1 rRNA gene is annotated in these 1,747 nt (G+C 50.4%); it reads left to right on the top strand.

Annotated features, from left to right (window positions below):
* The first annotated feature begins 166 nt into the window (after window positions 1-166).
* A 16S ribosomal RNA gene (locus CYK47_RS15135) occupies window positions 167-1,703 on the top strand.
* Window positions 1,704-1,747 lie beyond the last annotated feature (44 nt).

The raw sequence follows: 1,747 nt of genomic DNA, 5'->3' as shown, positions 1-1,747 counted from the left end.
AATCATTAAGAGATTATGAAGAACAACTTGTGTGGATTTTTACTGGTTGATCAATCGAATATATTTTCATTGATAATTGGTAAGAATTTCTCGAAGTTTATTTGAGCAAATTTTTTGTCAGTAATTGATGAGCCAAGATTGGTGCCCTATAGGCACTATTGATTTTAAACTGAAGAGTTTGATCATGGCTCAGATTGAACGCTGGCGGCAGGCTTAACACATGCAAGTCGAGCGGATGAAGGTAGCTTGCTACTGGATTCAGCGGCGGACGGGTGAGTAATGCTTAGGAATCTGCCCATTAATGGGGGACAACAGTTGGAAACGACTGCTAATACCGCATACGCCCTACGGGGGAAAGCAGGGGATCTTCGGACCTTGCGTTAATGGATGAGCCTAAGTCGGATTAGCTAGTTGGTGGGGTAAAGGCCTACCAAGGCGACGATCTGTAGCGGGTCTGAGAGGATGATCCGCCACACTGGGACTGAGACACGGCCCAGACTCCTACGGGAGGCAGCAGTGGGGAATATTGGACAATGGGCGAAAGCCTGATCCAGCCATGCCGCGTGTGTGAAGAAGGCCTTTTGGTTGTAAAGCACTTTAAGTGGGGAGGAGGCTACCAAGATTAATACTCTTGGATAGTGGACGTTACCCACAGAATAAGCACCGGCTAACTCTGTGCCAGCAGCCGCGGTAATACAGAGGGTGCGAGCGTTAATCGGATTTACTGGGCGTAAAGCGTGCGTAGGCGGCTTTTTAAGTCGGATGTGAAATCCCTGAGCTTAACTTAGGAATTGCATTCGATACTGGGAAGCTAGAGTATGGGAGAGGATGGTAGAATTCCAGGTGTAGCGGTGAAATGCGTAGAGATCTGGAGGAATACCGATGGCGAAGGCAGCCATCTGGCCTAATACTGACGCTGAGGTACGAAAGCATGGGGAGCAAACAGGATTAGATACCCTGGTAGTCCATGCCGTAAACGATGTCTACTAGCCGTTGGGGCCTTTGAGGCTTTAGTGGCGCAGCTAACGCGATAAGTAGACCGCCTGGGGAGTACGGTCGCAAGACTAAAACTCAAATGAATTGACGGGGGCCCGCACAAGCGGTGGAGCATGTGGTTTAATTCGATGCAACGCGAAGAACCTTACCTGGTCTTGACATACAGAGAACTTTCCAGAGATGGATTGGTGCCTTCGGGAACTCTGATACAGGTGCTGCATGGCTGTCGTCAGCTCGTGTCGTGAGATGTTGGGTTAAGTCCCGCAACGAGCGCAACCCTTTTCCTTATTTGCCAGCACTTCGGGTGGGAACTTTAAGGATACTGCCAGTGACAAACTGGAGGAAGGCGGGGACGACGTCAAGTCATCATGGCCCTTACGACCAGGGCTACACACGTGCTACAATGGTCGGTACAAAGGGTTGCTACCTCGCGAGAGGATGCTAATCTCAAAAAGCCGATCGTAGTCCGGATTGGAGTCTGCAACTCGACTCCATGAAGTCGGAATCGCTAGTAATCGCGGATCAGAATGCCGCGGTGAATACGTTCCCGGGCCTTGTACACACCGCCCGTCACACCATGGGAGTTTGTTGCACCAGAAGTAGGTAGTCTAACCGTAAGGAGGACGCTTACCACGGTGTGGCCGATGACTGGGGTGAAGTCGTAACAAGGTAGCCGTAGGGGAACCTGCGGCTGGATCACCTCCTTAACGAAAGATTGGCGACCGGTAAGAATCCACAACAAGTTGTTCTT

Origin of the sequence: Acinetobacter sp. B51(2017) (assembly GCF_003711395.1) — a bacterium.
GTDB lineage: Bacteria > Pseudomonadota > Gammaproteobacteria > Pseudomonadales > Moraxellaceae > Acinetobacter.
This window is presented reverse-complemented; position numbering and strand designations above follow the sequence as displayed.